The organism is Calothrix sp. FACHB-168, from assembly GCF_963889195.1.
GTDB lineage: Bacteria > Cyanobacteriota > Cyanobacteriia > Cyanobacteriales > Nostocaceae > Aulosira > Aulosira anomala_A.
The window spans coordinates 88,304-105,597 of record NZ_CAWPNJ010000011.1 but is presented as its reverse complement, the minus strand read 5'-3'; the positions used below and the strand labels follow the sequence as shown (position 1 = coordinate 105,597).

At 42.6% G+C, this 17,294-nt stretch carries 12 protein-coding genes; 7 read left to right on the top strand and 5 right to left on the bottom strand.

Features of this window, described 5'->3' with window-relative positions; translation table 11 throughout:
• Positions 1–88: 88 nt before the first annotated feature.
• A complete protein-coding gene (gene pgmB, locus AACW45_RS05135; protein ID WP_190631725.1) occupies positions 89–2,992 on the top strand; it encodes a beta-phosphoglucomutase in 2,904 nt (967 codons plus the stop codon).
• A gap of 176 nt (positions 2,993–3,168) precedes the next feature.
• On the opposite strand, the gene AACW45_RS05130 is transcribed toward pgmB, so the two are convergent.
• The 3 genes from AACW45_RS05130 to AACW45_RS05120 all read right to left on the bottom strand — a co-directional run bounded on the left by AACW45_RS05130 (position 3,169) and on the right by AACW45_RS05120 (position 6,144).
• Positions 3,169–3,837: a tetratricopeptide repeat protein gene (locus AACW45_RS05130; protein WP_190631723.1), complete on the bottom strand. Its 669-nt coding sequence runs from the start codon at positions 3,835–3,837 to the stop codon at positions 3,169–3,171.
• A 238-nt stretch (positions 3,838–4,075) separates the two neighbouring features.
• Entirely contained in the window at positions 4,076–5,230 is a 1,155-nt protein-coding gene (locus AACW45_RS05125) for a methanobactin export MATE transporter MbnM (protein WP_190631720.1), read from the bottom strand.
• Complete coding sequence (locus AACW45_RS05120; protein ID WP_313933761.1) at positions 5,227–6,144, bottom strand: MbnP family copper-binding protein; 918 nt, start codon at positions 6,142–6,144, stop codon at positions 5,227–5,229. The genes AACW45_RS05125 and AACW45_RS05120 overlap by 4 nt, the downstream gene beginning before the upstream one ends.
• Before the next feature lie 208 nt (positions 6,145–6,352).
• Between AACW45_RS05120 and AACW45_RS05115 the strand changes: the two genes are divergently transcribed.
• Complete coding sequence (locus AACW45_RS05115; protein WP_190631892.1) at positions 6,353–8,878, top strand: TonB-dependent receptor domain-containing protein; 2,526 nt, start codon at positions 6,353–6,355, stop codon at positions 8,876–8,878.
• Here the strand turns inward: AACW45_RS05115 and AACW45_RS05110 are convergent.
• Positions 8,875–9,357, bottom strand: coding sequence for an adenosine-specific kinase (locus tag AACW45_RS05110; protein WP_190631718.1), 483 nt, complete (start codon positions 9,355–9,357; stop codon positions 8,875–8,877). The genes AACW45_RS05115 and AACW45_RS05110 overlap by 4 nt on opposite strands.
• 292 nt (positions 9,358–9,649) lie before the next feature.
• Between AACW45_RS05110 and AACW45_RS05105 the strand changes: the two genes are divergently transcribed.
• A complete protein-coding gene (locus tag AACW45_RS05105; RefSeq protein ID WP_190631716.1) occupies positions 9,650–10,087 on the top strand; it encodes an RrF2 family transcriptional regulator in 438 nt (145 codons plus the stop codon).
• Positions 10,088–10,157: 70 nt separating this feature from the next.
• Here AACW45_RS05105 and AACW45_RS05100 read toward each other — a convergent pair whose 3' ends face one another.
• Positions 10,158–10,592 carry a hypothetical protein gene (locus AACW45_RS05100; RefSeq protein WP_190538857.1) on the bottom strand — a complete coding sequence of 145 codons (435 nt, stop codon included), beginning with the start codon at positions 10,590–10,592 and terminating at the stop codon, positions 10,158–10,160.
• Between the two features lie 474 nt (positions 10,593–11,066).
• Here AACW45_RS05100 and AACW45_RS05095 point away from each other — a divergent pair, with 474 nt between their 5' ends.
• The 4 genes from AACW45_RS05095 (at position 11,067) to AACW45_RS05080 (ending at position 17,012) form a co-directional block, all read left to right on the top strand.
• Positions 11,067–11,411, top strand: coding sequence for a hypothetical protein (locus AACW45_RS05095; protein ID WP_190538858.1), 345 nt, complete (start codon positions 11,067–11,069; stop codon positions 11,409–11,411).
• A gap of 56 nt (positions 11,412–11,467) precedes the next feature.
• Positions 11,468–13,591 carry a pentapeptide repeat-containing protein gene (locus AACW45_RS05090; RefSeq protein WP_190631714.1) on the top strand — a complete coding sequence of 708 codons (2,124 nt, stop codon included), beginning with the start codon at positions 11,468–11,470 and terminating at the stop codon, positions 13,589–13,591.
• Positions 13,592–13,737: 146 nt separating this feature from the next.
• Positions 13,738–14,232 (top strand): hypothetical protein, encoded by a 495-nt coding sequence (locus AACW45_RS05085; protein WP_190538860.1) that lies wholly within the window; start codon positions 13,738–13,740, stop codon positions 14,230–14,232.
• A 506-nt stretch (positions 14,233–14,738) separates the two neighbouring features.
• Positions 14,739–17,012, top strand: coding sequence for a caspase family protein (locus AACW45_RS05080; protein ID WP_190631712.1), 2,274 nt, complete (start codon positions 14,739–14,741; stop codon positions 17,010–17,012).
• Positions 17,013–17,294 lie beyond the last annotated feature (282 nt).

Below are 17,294 nucleotides of genomic sequence, written 5' to 3'. Positions count from 1 at the left end.
GAAGAGGGACAAATGACGATTGTACAGACAAGGGTGCATCGCGTCTCTGACCAATGACAAATGACCAATGACAAATGACAAATGACCAATGACAAATGATAAACAAGACAATTACCGCGATTTTATTTATCAAGACTGGATTTTAACGGAAACCCAGTTTCACCCAGACCAATTGCAGTCTAGAGAAACCATTTTCACCATTGGCAATGGTTATTTAGGCACTAGAGGTAGCTTTGAGGAAGGGTACATGGGTGCATTACCGGCTACTTTTATCCACGGTGTTTATGATGATGTTCCTGTTGTCTATACAGAATTAGTCAATTGTCCTGATTGGTTACCATTGGTGGTGACGATTAATGGCGATCGCTTTCGTTTGGATCGAGGTGAGATACTAAACTATAGTCGCCAACTTGATGTCCGCCAAGGTCTTTTAACTCGTTCTGTACGTTGGCGCAGTCCGCAGGGAAGTACCATAGACTTGCATTTTGAACGCTTCGCCAGCATCGCCGATCGCCATGTCTTAGGGCAACGCTGTCAAGTTACGCCTTTAGATTTTGATGGGTTGATTGAAATTCAAGCCAGCATCAACGGCTACCCCGAAAACCCCGGTTTTAATCACTGGGAATATCTGGAACAAGACAAAACCGACAGAGGAATTTGGTTACATCGCCGCACTCGCAACTCCCGAATTGATATCGGTTTAGCAGCTAATTTGACTATCTCTGGGGCAGAAGCATCATTACAGGTTTACAGTGCGCCTGGTTATCCGACATTAAGCGCTACCTTCATGGCGACAGCCAATCAAACAGTCACAGCCGAAAAGGTAGTGACGATTTTTACCTCCCGCGAAGTGTCAGCACCAGAACAAGCCGCAAGGGAAAAACTAGTAGTTTTACCGAACTATGAAACACTTGTTTTAGAGCAGCAACAAGCTTGGGCAAAAATTTGGCAAAAAAGTGATATTATAATCGAAGGGGATGTTACAGCTGCTTTTGCAGTTCGCTACAATTTATTTCAGCTTTTAATTGCTGCTCCCCTAGATGACGATAAAGTGAGTATCCCTGCCAAAACCCTTTCTGGTTTCGGCTATCATGGGCATATTTTTTGGGATACAGAAATATTTATTTTGCCATTTTTCATCTATACCCAACCTGAATTAGCGCGAAATCTCCTGAGTTACCGCTACCACACCTTAAATGGAGCGCGACGGAAGGCGGCTCATGATGGTTATAAAGGTGCGATGTATGCTTGGGAAAGTGCTGATAGTGGGGATGAGGTGACACCGAGATGGGCGCTACCTAACGATCCTTATGGGGAAGATGTGCGGATTTGGTGCCGCGATCGCGAAATTCATATTAGTGCAGACATCGCTTATGCTATTTGGTTCTACTGGCAAGCTACAGGCGATGATGAGTGGATGCGAGACTGTGGCGCGGAGATTGTTTTAGATACGGCGATATTTTGGGGTAGTAGAGTGGAATTTAACCCCAAATACGAACGTTATGAGATTCGCGGCGTCATTGGAGCCGATGAATATCACGAATTTGTCCATAACAACACCTTCACCAACCGCCTGGTGCAATGGCATTTGGAACGCGCAATTAAAATTTATGATTGGCTGAAGGCGACATTTCCAGAAAAAGCTCAGGAATTAGAAGATAAATTACATCTAGGGACAAAACAGCGATCGCGCTGGCAAGATATCATTGCCAATATTTGGCTGCTGCAAGATTCTGCCACAGGAACGATTGAGCAGTACGAGGGGTTTTTCCAGTTAGAAGATATCGATTTAAATGAATACGAACCGCGCACTCGTTCCATGCAAGCCATTTTGGGGATTGAGGGAGCGAATAAACGGCAAGTTCTCAAACAACCAGATGTATTAATGCTGCTTTATTTAATGCGCCAATCTGGAGAATCGCCCTACGATGCCAAAACCTTGCAGGTAAATTGGGATTACTACGCACCCCGCACAGATATCACCTACGGTTCCTCCCTCGGCCCGGCTATTCACGCTATCCTAGCCTCAGACTTGGGGAAATCCGCAGCTGCTTACGAACGCTTCATGCAAGCGGCAATGGTAGATTTAGAAGATGTCCGGGGTAATAATAACGATGGTATACATGGGGCGAGTGCTGGGGGAATCTGGCAAACCGTGATTTTTGGCTTTGGTGGTATCCAAATGAGCGAAAATGGCCCTGTAGCCCATCCCCAGCTACCCCCTAGTTGGACGCGCTTGCAATTTCAACTGCATTGGCAAGGGAAATGGCATGAATTTGATTTGCGGAAAGAAGCAACTCCATCTGCTGATATTCGCGGCGTGATTTTTGATTTAGATGGAGTATTAACAGATACCGCAGAATACCACTATCGCGCTTGGCAGAAACTAGCCGATGAAGAGGGAATACCATTTAATCGGGAAGATAACGAAGCACTGCGGGGAGTATCGCGGCGGGAATCACTGATGCTGATTGTTAAAAATAGACAGTATACAGAAGCCCAACTACAAGAGATGATGGAGCGGAAGAATAATTATTATGTAGAATCAATTCAAAATATTACACCCAAGGATTTATTACCAGGTGCGATCGCGCTTTTAGATGAATTACGGCAAGGGGGAATTAAAATTGCGATCGGTTCAGCTAGCAAAAATGCCCACACAGTTGTCGAGAAATTAGGGATTGCTGATAAAGTAGATGCGATCGCTGATGGTTATAGTGTCGAAAAACCCAAACCCGCACCGGACTTATTTTTATTTGCTGCTAAAGAGTTAGGATTACCAGCAAATCAATGTATAGTTGTAGAAGATGCAGCAGCTGGGATTGAAGCTGGTTTAGCATCTGGGATGTGGACAGTAGGACTCGGCACAGTTGAACGTGTAGGTGCATCTCATGTAGTTTTGCCTAATTTAGCCGGGATTACATGGGCAGATTTAAAAGCGAAATTGGAAAAAATCACCAATCGTTGTGCAGCTAGTGGTAATCCCATTTAGAAATGGGTAGGGGCATGGCATTGCCATGCCCTCTAGAATATATGGATGTGTCGCCAATATTATTTAAATTGAGACAAAAATTATGCCATCAATATATATAGCATATTTCATGTAAATGAGCGCTTAGGGGCATGGCAGTGCCAGTGCCCCTACAATCAACGATAATCTGTACCTCATCAACTGGCAATCTGCTGTAATTCATTTCTGACTTTCTCCAGCATCTTTTCATATCGAGGTTCTTGTAAACCACTGCCGAAAGATCCATTTAAATATTCCTGAAGCAGTTTTTCTGCTGCTTTGTAATCGGCTATTGCACTTTCTTTCTTGCCTAAATCCTTGTAAAGATTACCTCTTAATAAATATTCGTCAACATAGGTATAGGGACTATCAATACTAATTGATTGAGTCAAATCTGAAATCGCCTTTTGTTTTTCGCCTAATTTTACATAAGATCTAGCCCTATTTGAATATGCAGGACTAGTAAAACCAAGTTTACCTGTATTTTGCCTAATTACTTCAGTATAGTCTGCCACTGCGGCTTTATAATTCCCAATTGCAGCGTAAGCATTTGCACGATGATAATAGGGTTCTTCAGCTTGAGGATTGAGTCGAATTGCTTGTGTAAAAGAAGAAACCGCAGCCAGTGAGTCTTTTTGACACTCTTCTTGAAAGTGTCCCATACCTATGAAATCGTTTACTGTATTAAGATGTGGTGGCTTGATATTTGGACATTCAGTAGAAGCATTAGAAGCTGGTATTTGAGCAATTAATGGTATCGAAAAACCTAGCAGCAAAATAGATGATGCATAAGCTAATAAGGAAGGTTTAGAGAAGGTAAATTTCATAATTATTTAAAGTATGACTAGCGTTTAATCGCCAAAGTTCTCGGTTTACTGAAATTAGTATAGCAATCCTAAATCATTGGTGAAATTTGCTAGTTCTCTGTTTTTCTCTAATTCTTGGCGTACTTGGCGTCTTCTCTGCGAGACGCTGCGCGTTGGCGGAAGCCTCTCGCAGAGAAGGCGGTTCATCAAAAAAAATATTTTCACAACTCAGATAGGATTGCTATATATCCAAAATCGCTCAACCCTGTGGATCGCTAAATGCAGGATTATTAATAAATGTGTCGTCAGTCAAACTGCGCAAGAATGCGAGTAAATCTTGTGTCTCAGCCTCAGATAATGTGAACCCAGAGATAAAGTTACTCTTCAAGGGATTGGTACTTCCTACTCCCGCAAACTTTCCGGTTTTAATAGTTCGTCCACCTGCCTTGTAATGTGCGATCGCTTCTTCTAAAGTAGCAATACTACCATCATGCATATAAGGAGCAGTTAAAGCAATATTGCGCAAAGTCGGAGCTTTAAAACGTCCCATATCTGATGGTTTGTGAGTTATTTCATAAACACCAGTATTATCTGCTGGGTAAGCTCCTTTACCATCTATATTGTAAAGCCCAGTGTTGTGAAAAGCGATTTCCACAAAAGCTAGGCGATCGTGCATCACTGAATCTGAGAAGTTAATACCACCATGACAGTGAAAGCATTCTAAATTTTCACTATTAAATAATTTTTCACCTCGTTTAGCCGCCAAAGAAATAGCATTAGAGTCACCGCCAAAGCGATAGCGATCGTAAGGTGAGTTTACAGAAATTAAGGTGCGTTGAAAAGCTGCTAAGGCTTTAGTGAGATTACCCAAACTAATTGCATCTTGACTATCTCCAAAAGCGGCTGTAAACATCTGGCGATATTTAGAATCATTTTCCAGCATCGCCAAAATTTGTTTCTCCCTTCCTACCATACCCATTTCTACCGGATGTTCCCCAAACATGGGTACTAAGGCTTGATTTTCTAACTTTGTCATCAAAGGGTTAGCCCAAGTCAATACGGGGTTGTAGGCAATATTCGCCAAACTCATAGAATTCCGGGGATGTGTTTCGCCAGTTGCGCCTACAGCTACGGGTTTACCATCAGTAAAGGCTAGTTGCTGAATATGACAAGAAGCACAAGAAAATTCCTTGGTGATTGATAGGCGCTTCTCATAGAAAAGGTGTCTTCCCAACGCCACTTTTGGCGGATTCATGGGGTTATCTGCTGGTACGATTGGTTTTGGCATCCAACTAGGCAGATTCCAATCATATTCTGAAGTTGGAGATGTACCAAAAGCTGTACTCAATCCAATTGCTAGGCAAATTGATAATAGACAAATGGTAGCTAGGGTAAACCAGCGAGATAATTTCATTCCACCGTCAAAAATTTCTGTCTAGAAGCGGGTTTACCTGCAAATGGTAAACCCAAGTTAGGCATAATCTCATTGCAATCTCCATCTTCCGGGGAAGACATACACCCCGCAGGAGTCTTGGGTTGGTTAACTGTGACGTTAGTATCGCCAATCAATGCTGCAAGATCCGCAATCACTGTATTTTTTTGCGGATCAAACTTGACAAAAATTACCTTTGATGTATTCAAATTAGTACAATTTGCTGGTTTTTGGCTACCCTCAACTGCTTGACAACCTGTACTTCCCAAGTGGATGGGAAAACCCTCTGACTTTTGACTTTGGGCATCGTGTTTCGCCCCTGGGGTAGGATTATTGGGGCTAACTAAATCAATCCGCGTAAATTTGTAGCCAAACAGCCAATTCCACCATAATGAGGTGAGATTTAGCGGTGATGGAGCAGTAACGGAATCAGCGTGATTGAGGTTGAAGGGGACACCTAAAGTAAATTGCAATCCTTGATAATTACCTTTGGGTACTGTACCAATAACTTGATTGCGCGTTTCTACAGTACCGTTAGCACAAGCACCAGATTTATTTTCAAAGTCTAGGAGAGCGACGTTTTGGTATTGCCATTTGCCATCCTGTGTTAAAGCTAGAGGTACAGCTTTACCATCGCTATCAATTAAAGCCACATCGGATACATAGAAGCGGAAATCCGAGAGAGTCATTTGTGTGGCTGGCTTACCTAAAGTATAGGTTTGTCCGCACTCAAAAGCCTGTTTGCCTACTTTGGCATTAAATTTAATTGTGACTTCTTGGGTAGGAGTAGTTTCAGCTATGCTTTTCGTATAATTACCGAGAATAGCAGTTATCGGCACTACTGCTATTGCCAAATATCGGAGGTGTCTGACTATAGGCATCTGGGCTGATTTCACAGACAACTGCATCACTTTCCTGAGAAACGATGGAAATACTTCCTCATTCTCGGTAACAACCAAATTGCTGTCAAATGACGGCTTGTCAAATTGATTGCGCTGGTGATTTACGGAGCAAGAGAGAGAATTTGATTTGACAATTTGTCTTTTGACAAGTTGACTCCGCAAAATCAACAATTTGACCAGCAAGTCTGCTGATGTGGTTTTTGTGGATTGTGGGGTAGCTTTGAAACTCAAACAGTTTGTCTATATAGCTATAGTCGGTACAATTTGTCTGCCGATCGCGCAGAAAGTTAATGCGCAACAGAAAAATACTGTTCGTGACTTACTCAGCGTTCAAGAGCGATCGCTAACGAGTACTCAAGATTTGCTCGCACAGTCAGCACCAACTCCCCAACCAATTAAAATTACTACTGTCCGCCTCAATCGTACAGAAAATAATCTTGAGCTAATTATCGCCACTCCAGATGGAGAAATATCCGCACCAGTCACTCTCAATGATGGAAATATATTTATTGCAGATATTCCCAATGCAGTGTTAGCTCTACCAGAAACAGCAGAATGGCGGGAAGACAACCCAGTAACTGGTATTGCTTATGTGAGCGTCATCCAGCAGTATAACAACAAAGTGCGCGTGACGATCGCAGCCCAGGGAAATCTACCTGCCATCACAGTGGTAAATCAAGCTAATAGTTTAGCGATCGCTATTACTCCCGATTCCCCAGATATCGAATTGACTGTCACCGCCCAAAAACGCCCAGAAAACGCCCAAGATGTACCTTTAAGTTTAACTGTCATTCCCCAAGACCAACTCGAATCCGCCCAAATTCGGTCTTTTCAAGATATCGCCAACAATACACCCAATTTTAGTTTTTTTCCCACCACCGCCGGCAGTGCTGACTTTAGTTACTATAGCCTGCGGGGATTGAATAACTTTAACTTTTTAGCCTCTCAAGACACCATTGGCTTTTACCTTGATGATGTTCCCTTAGATTATGGTGGGTTTTTAGATGTTAATTTGATTGATTTAGAACAGGTGGAAGTATTGCGAGGCCCCCAAAGTACTTTATACGGTAGAAGTAGTCCTGCGGGGGTGGTAAATATTATTTCTCGTCCCCCCAGCAATCAGCCAGAAATGGGAATTATTGCCGGTTATGGGAGCGACAATCAGCGAGAATTTCAATTATCCCTCAGCAATGCGATTATTCCCGATCAACTTTCATTTCGCCTCGTAGGCGCATACAATGCACGAGATGGCGTATTTGACAATATATTACTTAATAAGCCAGTGGGAGAGCGATCGCAAATTAGTGGACGCGCTCAAATTTTGTGGACACCGACACCAGAATGGAATATATCCTTTAACACTTACGCCAGTGACAACGATAACGGTAGTCCTACCTTTTCCCGACAAAATGCACCAAATCCTTTTCAAATCTCCCAAGAAGTCGATGGTTTTAACCGCCTCAGCACTAATACCCAATCGCTAAAAATTAGTTACAACGGTGCAGGATTTCGAGCTACATCCATCACCGCAAGACGATTTAGCAATCAAGTTACCTTGGTTGGTGATAATTTCCCCGGTGACTTGTTACAACAGGATTTGGCGATTAATTCTACTATCTGGTCGCAGGAATTTCGCTTACAATCTCCCGAAACTGCGGATCGTTGGCGTTGGTTACTCGGTGCTTACTATGAATCGAGAGATTTTAACGTAATTAACGATACTTTCAAATATACCGATGCAGGTGCAGCTGCCTTTGGTTTGTCTGCACCAGGAAACAATCGCATTTCCGCCGAACAAAATCGCCAAACTTACGCCGTATTTGGACAAATTGACTACAAACCAATTCCACCTTTAACTTTATTTGCTGGTTTGCGCTATGAAACTGCTGAAGCTGACCTCGCCCGTCGTCGTGTATTTGAAAATACCAACGGGACAGTAAATCAACTAAGTCCAGAACTGCGGGGAGCAACTTTGAGCAGCGATGAATTTATCCCCCGCTTGGGATTACAGTATAATTTTAGTCCCAATTTAATGGCATACGCCACAATCGCCAAAGGTTACAGACCGAGTGGATTTAACTACCGCGCCGATATAGAAGACACGCGCCGATTTCAAGAGGAAACTTCTTGGACTTACGAAGCTGGTTTAAAATCTTCTTGGTTAGACGATCGTTTGAGTGCAAACCTATCTGTTTTCCAAACCGATGTTGATAACTACCAAGTGTTGTTAACTGATGATTTTGGTTTTTTTAGAAATGTTACCAATGCAAATGTAAAAGTTACCGGACTCGAATTTGAGGTTAAAGCCACTCCCATCACCGGATTAGATGTAATTGCGGGAATTGGCTATGTAGACAGCAAATTCAAGAATTACAGAAATCCCTTTACAGGTGGAGATTTTAGCAACAATCGCGTTCCTTTCGCACCAGAACTAACCTATAACTTAGCAGTTCAATATCGCAGTTCCGGCGGAATTTTTGCCCGTGCAGAATTGCGTGGTTATGGTGTAACTTACTTTGATGATGCTAACCAAGTCAAACAAGATCCTTATGCGTTGGTAAATGCTCGTATTGGTTACGAAGGAGAAAAATATGGTATTTATTTATATGCCAACAACTTGTTTGATACGCGCTACATTACCTCTGGGTTCCTCTTCCCACCACCCAATGTGACTGCGGGATTTGGTGAGCCTGTAACTTATGGTGTACAAGTGAGAGCAAATTTTTAAAGCTTATAACCAATTTGGCGTAAAAAGCTTTGACGCGCTTTCACATCTGCCGGCGTTTCTAAACCTTTGGGCGAAAATCCATCAATTACACCCAAAATTCCTCTACCTTGCTCGGTTTGAGCGACAATTACCTCTACAGGATTGGCGGTAGCGCAGTAAATCGTACAGACTTCTGGACATTGCTTAATCGCATTGAGAAAATTGATAGGATAGGCGTCCTTGAGTAAAATAATAAAACTGTGACCTGCACCGAGCGCGATCGCATTATTAATTGCTACATCTTCCAAAACGCGATCGCTTCCCGTACTTCTGACTAAACAAGGGCCTGAAGCTTCGCAAAAAGCAATGCCAAATTTCACCTGTGACGATATACTTACCATAATTTCGTGCAGGTCTTCCACCGTTTTGATAAAGTGGGTTTGCCCCAAAATCACGTTACAGCCTTCGGGAATTTGCATTGCCACTGCTTTGAGTTCCATGTTGCTTGCCTCTAAGTGCAGGACTCTTGGACAACAAAGTTGTCATGAAACTATTTTTGTATTGCGGGGAATCATCCACCCCAGAAATACACAATTCCTTACAGGAAAGCAATTTCAACTAATTAATAAGCTTTCTTTATCCAAATAAAAAACAAAAATATTTGCTTCTATGGTTAACAATCTCTAAAGTTATATCAGCTAGTCAAGCTAAAATAGACTAGCAAGCTTTTACTCATATTATGAGAAAAAAGTCAACAGTAAAACTTAATTTATTAATTAATATATTACACCTGTGGAAATCTCTAACAAATCTGAATACGCACTTCTAGCTCTGTTAGAGTTGGCGAGTCGTTACTCTAGTGGCGAATCTCTCCAAATTCGGCAGATGGCTGTACTACAGGATATCCCCAACCGCTACCTAGAGCAATTGCTCGCAACTTTGAGGCGTGGCGGTTTAATTAAGAGCATCCGGGGAGCCAAGGGAGGTTACGTTTTAGCAAGGGAACCGCGCAAAATCACTTTACTGGAAGCTTGGAGCTGTATTGAAGGGGTAGATGCAGTCACCCCCAAAGTTGAGCAACATGGCAAAACCTTAGAAACCCAAATTATCCAGGAAGTGTGGCAAGAAGCGCGTCAAGCGGCTAACGCAGTTTTAGAAAGTTACACCCTCCAAGATTTATGCGATCGCCGCAGCAAGCACCGCGACAAAGAACTGATGTACTACATTTAATTAACCTAAGACAGGGGAAAACTTATAAAACGTTTCTCCCCTGCTTCCTCTGCTTCCTCTGCTTATCCAACTACTTCTTCTCTGGCTGTTGGGAAATAGAGAGAGTATAGTTAACCTGGCGTTGAGATACATCCCCTACATAAAAAGAGTATTGTCCAGATTGCCAGTAACCAGCCAATTCCGCCTTACCTTCAGAACTATCTGCGAGAACGCAAAATTTACCTCCAGGCCCGTCAATTAGCAAAGTTGGCTGTCCTTTACTCTCTACAGTGACGCGCAAGTAAGGCAGGGATTTTGGTACTTGAATAACTTGACTAGGTTTAGTAGGAATATTACCACAATTACTTTTGACAGCAGCATCAGATTTGCCATTTAATACTACTGGGTCGGAGCTTAAGTTAGCACTAATGATGTTGGCAGGGGTTTGCGCCAAATTAGCATCACTCAGTACCAAACTCATAGCCAAAGCTGCGGGAACAACCGTAAATAGTTGATGTGTTTTCATATTATTCAGTAAATGCTCCCGACTGATAAGTAAGCGATATTTTTAAACATAATCTAACTTTTAAGACGATGATAATGAGATTATGTTCCAAAATACAAGGTATAAATTCTCATCTTTACATATCAAAAATATAGGACATAAAATGAATTAAAAAACTGTAAAGTAAATATTTGCCAAGAAAGCATAAATCATCAACATATACGGAGATTTGTGCAATTTAAATACTCAGTATATAAGTAGTCAGTAAATATTTTTGTTCGCGATCGCACCTGTACTATTTTGGAATGTCCGGATTAGTGACAAATAATCATGAAATCATTGCCATAAAGGTGTTTGAGGAAGTTATTAAATTGAAATTTTGACGCAAAATAGACGCAAAATATAAGTGTTAAGTTATTTAAAACCATCAGGCAAACATATACATCAGCTAAAATCACAGACAAAACCGCCTACAAGCTGAGGTAGAAAAGATTCATGAATCCTCAACCAGAAGAAGACTTGCAACGTCGCCTGCAAAACCTAGAAGCACAGATTAATTCTTCGTCGCCACAAGTTTCCCCACCAGAAACACCAAAACCAAGCTTTGAGTTTAGTTTTGCCAGCTTAAATTCTCAGTTAGTGAGATTGCAAAACTGGTTTAATAGCTTGACGGACATGAAAAAACTAGTAGTTTTAGGCGTGACGGCGCTTTTAGGCATAGCAGTGGTGCAAGCATTGCTCAAACTTGTAGCTTCCGTCATTAGTCTGGCAGTGTTGGCAGTGTTGGTGTATGTTGGATACAAATTTTTTGTGTCTAGTAATTTTCAACAGAAAAAATAGCTGAGTTAAACCGTATCCAGAACGGTGTAAAAATAAATTCAAAGGTAATTCAGACGATGACGACACCAGTTGTTAGGAGTGGTAACGATCGCTCTAACCGATCAAAAAATCCCGAAAAATCCCATTCACTGTCATTAGTAACGAGACGTTTTGCTGCTTGGGCTGCGGAAATCACCTTAGTAGCTGCTAGCGGGTTGATTCCTTTTGGTTTAGGCGTTTATGCCAATTCCAAGAGCGATTTAAATCGCGTACCCCTGAATCCATTATTAGTAGTCACAGAAAGAGCGATCGCTCGTCCTTTAGCTTTACCTGTGAGCTATGGTATTCGTAATGTAGCTTGGCCGACGAATATTTTGTGGAGTTTAGCGATATTCGCACCTGTAACTCTCTCTACTTGGCAGTTATATTTACTCGCAAGAACAGGTAGCACAATCCCCAAACGGCGCTTAGGCGTTCGCGTCGTCAACGAACAAGGAAAAGCACCCGGATTTGGTGCAGTTATACTGCGTGAAGGTGTTGGACGTTGGACTGTACCTTTATCTGTCGCTTATTTGCTGTGGCGCTATAGCTTAGGCTTTCCCAATTTAACTTTATTTGCCTCCTTGGCATTATTGGCGATCGCAGCTGAAAGCATGGGCTTACCATCAAAGCAAGGTCGGCGCTCATTTCATGATATTGTCGCAGGTACTTATACAGTAGATGCCAATCGTCCCTTACCCAGCTCGCTCTCAGTTGAGAATGCAGGAGCGGAAGATGCATCGGCAGAGGATGAAGGCGATTATTCCCAAATCCATCCTTTATTGGCAAAAATCCGCCAGAATCCTAATCTTACCATGATTGCCGTCGCTCTGGTAAGCATGACAGCCGTATTAGCAACCTTAGTCGGCACGCAAATTTACATTCAAACCCAAGAAACCCTGCGGAAATCGCAGCAAATCAACAGTCAACAATTCCTAGAACTAATTAAACAGCTAAATCCCAACTCAACTGCTAGTGTAGAAGAACGCCGCACCGCAATTCTGGCGATGGGAACTCTCAACGATCCCCAGGCGATTCAATTTCTCACCGATTTACTAGTGAAGGAACCCAACCCTACCCTAGTAGATACAGTTCAACAAGCTTTAGTTCATGTCGGCTTAAATGCTATCCCCGAATTAAAAAATCAAAATCAGTTTTTAGCTGGCGAATTAGCATCAGCCGACAAAAATGCGATCGCCGATTTAGAATTAAGACAAAAGCGCTTACAACTCAATCAAAAAGCCATCAACAAAATTCTTGCTGTTTACAGTGGTAAAAACCACGGAATCGATATGAGTAGTACTCAGTTAGGTTCCACTGGCGCAGAAGCTAATCCCCTGTTCAACTTGGTATTAGACAACATCGATTTGTCAGGAATTAAATTCAAATCTGCAAATCTCAACCAAAGTAGTTTTCGCGGTAGTCGCTTTCGCAGCGTTGGTGAAGATGGGCGCTGGGATACCTACGACGATGTAGTTGCCGATTTGAGCCAAGTGCAGATGAAGCAAGCCAATTTCACCGACGCCATTCTTAGCCGCGTCATCATGAACCGTAGCGATTTGAGCCGTGCTACCCTCAACAGAGCCAACTTATCCGATGCCCGTCTCATTGGTGCCAACCTCAGCAGCACCCAACTAGTAGGAGCCGATTTACGCGGCGCTGTGCTGGAAAATGCCAGCTTAACCGGAGCAGATTTAGGTGATGCCAAATTAAACGAAGCTGATTTATATGGAGCGCGTTTAGGGCGAGTTACTGCCATAGGTACACAATTAGCCTACGCCAACTTAACCAAAACCGATTGGCAAAGCTCAGATTTATCAGGAGCCGATTTAGAACATGCGAATCTCAGCAATGCTAATTTAACCGCTACCCGTTTGACTGGTGCAGTGTTGCGTTCAGCGCAAATGCAAAACGCCAATTTCCAAAATGCCGATCTCAGCTTAGTTGATTTACGGGGAGCCAATGTAGCCGGCGCTGATTTTCGCGGCACAATTCTCTCACCCAGCAAGCAAGATCCAGCAGATGAATTCGTTCAAACACCATCAAAAGGTTCCGTTTCCGCCGTAGTTCAAGGAGTTGATTTTTCTCAAGCCAAAAACCTAGATAGTAAACAACTGGCTTACATTTGCACTCAAGGCGGCATTCATCCTCGCTGCCCTTAGGGGATTGGCGCAGGGAGCATTGTAGAGACGCGATTCATCGCGTCTCCACCCAATGCCCAATGCCCCATACCCAATGCTTATTCTTCACAACGGCGATAACATAGGTATTAAAAGGAACTTAATAATTTCAGAGGGTGTGAGGAGCAATGAAAAATCTCTGGTGTTTGATGACAGTTCTGGGGGTTGGTTCGCTGTTGAATCTGGCTACCAGTATTCAGCCAGCACAAGCTCAAGTTGCCTATGGCAGTTATATTGGTGTCGGCCCCTCTGTGGGATTGAGTGATGGTGCGCAAATCGGTGGGGTGATAGCTTTTCGTTATAAGCTTTTAGAATCGCCAATTTCTTTCCGCGCTCAAGCTTTAGTCGGTCAGGGTACAGCAGTTGTACCTACAGTTTCTTATGATGTTCCCCTAAATTGGCAAACTGATGCCTATTTAGGTGCTGGTTTGACTTTAGCTAGTGGAGACGATCCTTCTCCTGTAGGTAATAAAATTAGTTTTGCTTTACAACCTGGCATTGATTACGTTGTCCCCAATAGCAACACGGTAATTTTTGGTAACGCCATTATCGCTTTTGATGCTTACCGCGATGGTAGTGGTACTGCTTTCTCTTTGCAAGGTGGCGTTGGTTTAAGATTTTAATTTAGTTAGTTAAATCAAAATTTGGCAACTCAAATTCCCAAGTCATTAAGGCGTGGGATTTTTTGTTTTTGGGCATGGATGAGGGACTAGTGGTCTGTCGCCAAAATTTCGAGGGGTACAAAACGAACCGCGTTCGACGAAGTCGTTCCCGCAGGGTAGACGCGAAGTGCGCGAAGGAAGAGAAAAGAAGAAGACACTTAGCATACATAATTAATGAGACAGACCACTAGTACTCTGTCAATTTTGTTTTGAGGGGTTTTTGGTAGTGCGGGCAGCGTTCGACTGAGCGCTCACGCCGAAGTCTTGCCCGCGTGAGCGAGACGCTCACACTACTGTCCCTCATTTCAACCCTGACAGACTACTAGAGGTTAGGGATGATTTTCTCCCTTGTCCCCCTTCCCCCTACCCCTCCGCCCCATTCCTTTGCCATTTTCGGAATATCGGGAGCAATTTTTGTGGTTTTCTAAGTCTTATGTTAGGAAACCAATTTTTCTGGGGAGTGAATCATGTCACAAATCACACGCCGTCACTTTTTACAGTTTGCCGGCTCTACTTTGGCTACACTGGGTTTAAGTCAGTTAGATATTATTCAACAAGGCGATCGCTACAGCCAAGTTTTAGCCCAAGGTACAAAGCGAAAACTGGCGCTCTTAGTGGGAATTAATGAGTATCAAGATATACCAAAATTATATGGTTGCGTGAATGATGTGCAGTTGCAACAGGAATTATTAATTCACCGCTTTGGCTTTAATCCTCAAGATATTGTGACTTTAACCGATCGCCAAGCTACCCGTAAGGGTATTCTTACAGCATTTGAAGATCATCTAATTAAGCAAGCCAAGCCAGGGGATGTAGTGGTGTTTCATTTTTCTGGACATGGTTCGCGGGTACGCGATCGCGATCGCGATGCACCAGACGGACTCAACAGCACTATAGTACCCATTGATGCCACTTTACCTCCGGGATATCCCGAAAAAGCTGGCCCGGTGCAGCATATTATGGGACATACTCTATTTTTACTCATGTCTGCATTAAATACAGAAAACGTCACCGTAGTCCTAGATAGTTGTCATTCTGGTGGTGGTAAGCGGGGGAATTTCCGGGTGCGGGCGGTGGAAGGCGGCGAAAAATTCCTTCCCAGCCCTGAGGAATTAGAATATCAAAGTCAATGGCTGAAAAAATTGGGTATGTCCCCCCAACAATTTATCGAATTGCGCCGCAAAAACGTGGCTAAAGGCGTGGTGATTGCTAGCGCTAAACGCGATCAATATGCTGCGGATACTTCCTTTGATGACTTTTATGCAGGGGCATTTACTTATATCTTTACTCAGTATCTTTGGCAACAACCCGGCGATGAATCGATTAATAGTGCGATCGCCAATGTCAGCCGCAGTACAACTATCTTCGCTCGACAAACAGGTAATTTTCAAGAACCAGAATTAGAAGCCAATATCAAGCAACAACCTAACGCCCCGATTTACTTTACACCTACACCTACAGTTGCGGCTGAGGGGGTAGTGACTAAAGTTACAGGCGATGACGTTAAATTGTGGCTCGGTGGACTTGATTCGGAAAGTTTAGAAGCATTTACCAAAAATGCCGTGTTTACAATTTTGGATGATAAAGGTGGCGAACGCGGACTAGTAAAATTAGAATCTCGTCAAGGATTAAATGGACAAGGTAAACTGATCAAAACTCCGCAACCAGTCCAACCAGGAACTTTATTACAAGAACGAATTCGCAGCATTCCCAATGATTTAACTTTAAAAATTGGGCTGGATGAATCTTTAGGAAATAACACGCAAGCAGCGCAACAAGCTTTACAAAAAATTCCTCGCATTGAACCTAAACCATTAGGAAAACAAGAGGTGCAATATATTTTTGGAAGAATGACTGAGGCGATAATTCAGGAATTACGGAAACGAAAATTACCTAATTTGCCGGCAGTTGGTAGTTTTGGTTTATTTTTACCAGGACTGACTTATATAATTCCTACTTCTTTCGGCGCAAATAATGAAACCGTAACTGATGCAGTTAAACGTTTGCAACCCAAACTTAAATCTTTATTAGCGACGCGGATTGTCAAGCAATTACTCGGCAATATTAATTCATCGCGAATTAATGTAACTGCTTCTATGACTATTGCTGGTAGTCAAGGAATACTTGGTCAAACCTTCCCCATTCGCGGAGTCCAAAAAGCAGATCCAGGCACAAATCAACCAGGATCGCCAAATCCTGTACCATTTGCCAAATCTGGTTTGCAAAAATTACCTATCGGCACACAAATTACATTTCAAATTCAAAATAATGAACCACAACCGTTATATATCAGTATTTTAGTGATTGATGCCCAAGGAGAAATGGCGATTATCTTTCCCAATAATTGGTCATCAGCAGAAGATGCCGCTTTAGTAGAAGGTAAGCAAAAATTAATTATTCCTCAATCTAGCGATAGTTTTAAATTAGTCATTGGCGAACCTTTAGGAATTTCTGAAGCTTTAATTATTGCTAGTACTACACCTTTAAGAACTGCATTAAAAGCGTTAAAAGAAATTGCCAGAGTTAGGGGAGTCCAAAATCGTAGCGTTCCCATTGATGTGACTAATGAACTATTAGACGTAACCAACAGCTTACTCAATGACTTAGATGCAGGTACTCGTGGCGCGATTAATGTGGAAGGAATACAACTTCCATCAGGTGTGCGGGGAATTGATACCAAGAAGTTAGCCGGAATGGCGATCGCTTTTGAGGTAGTACCAGCTAATACCGCTTCACTTTAAAAATGATACACATAGGCAAGCAGAGGGGCAGAGGAAGCAGAGGAAGCAGAGGGGCAGAGGAAGTGATTTGTATCAGTAATTTCGTGAATTGGTATAAGTAGATAGGGGAAAGGGGGACAAGGAGGACAAACAATTCAAAATTCAGAATTTTATTTGACTTTTGCCCCATGCCCAATGCCCAATGCCCCATGCCCAATGCCCCATGCCCCTATTCCCTAACTTTTTAAATACTCACTTTGTCAGTTTCTCAATTTACGTTATTTTTGGTATTACAAGAATAAC

What these genes read in the sequence shown, in the direction of transcription:
- AACW45_RS05100 (WP_190538857.1), bottom strand. Translation starts at nt 10,592, where the DNA reads ATGAAAACACATCAACTATTTACGGTTGTTCCCGCAGCTTTGGCTATG.
- AACW45_RS05110 (WP_190631718.1), bottom strand. Translation starts at nt 9,357, where the DNA reads ATGGAACTCAAAGCAGTGGCAATGCAAATTCCCGAAGGCTGTAACGTG.
- AACW45_RS05130 (WP_190631723.1), bottom strand. Translation starts at nt 3,837, where the DNA reads ATGAAATTTACCTTCTCTAAACCTTCCTTATTAGCTTATGCATCATCT.
- AACW45_RS05080 (WP_190631712.1), top strand. Translation starts at nt 14,739, where the DNA reads ATGTCACAAATCACACGCCGTCACTTTTTACAGTTTGCCGGCTCTACT.
- AACW45_RS05125 (WP_190631720.1), bottom strand. Translation starts at nt 5,230, where the DNA reads ATGAAATTATCTCGCTGGTTTACCCTAGCTACCATTTGTCTATTATCA.
- pgmB (WP_190631725.1), top strand. Translation starts at nt 89, where the DNA reads ATGACAAATGATAAACAAGACAATTACCGCGATTTTATTTATCAAGAC.
- AACW45_RS05095 (WP_190538858.1), top strand. Translation starts at nt 11,067, where the DNA reads ATGAATCCTCAACCAGAAGAAGACTTGCAACGTCGCCTGCAAAACCTA.
- AACW45_RS05090 (WP_190631714.1), top strand. Translation starts at nt 11,468, where the DNA reads ATGACGACACCAGTTGTTAGGAGTGGTAACGATCGCTCTAACCGATCA.
- AACW45_RS05085 (WP_190538860.1), top strand. Translation starts at nt 13,738, where the DNA reads ATGAAAAATCTCTGGTGTTTGATGACAGTTCTGGGGGTTGGTTCGCTG.